The organism is Vibrio sp. 10N.222.55.C6 (assembly GCF_041473395.1).
GTDB classification, from domain to species: Bacteria; Pseudomonadota; Gammaproteobacteria; order Enterobacterales; family Vibrionaceae; genus Vibrio; species Vibrio crassostreae_C.
In genome coordinates this window covers 1-209 of the sequence record NZ_JBFRSD010000121.1, presented here as the reverse complement: position 1 = coordinate 209, position 209 = coordinate 1, and the positions used below count along the sequence as shown (strand labels likewise).

The window sequence follows — 209 nt, the reverse complement described above, 5'->3', positions numbered from 1 at the left end:
GCGTCATCGGCGCCACCTGCATTTTCAAAGCGGGTTAGTTGGCCTTGTCCCTGAGTCAGAGTTACACCAGTTACTGTTAAGTTGTGGTTTTCTGGGTCAGAGCTTGCTGCAATTAAATCCCCTTCAACAATGACGATTTGACCATCTTCTGCAATCGAACCTAAATCAACGTCTGTCGCGACAGGTGCATCATTCACTTCCGTTACTTC

At 47.4% G+C, this 209-nt stretch carries 1 protein-coding gene; it reads right to left on the bottom strand.

Annotated features, from left to right (window positions below):
• On the bottom strand, positions 1–209 hold a 209-nt coding region (locus AB4486_RS22825), incomplete at both ends, for a cadherin-like domain-containing protein (protein ID WP_372118769.1).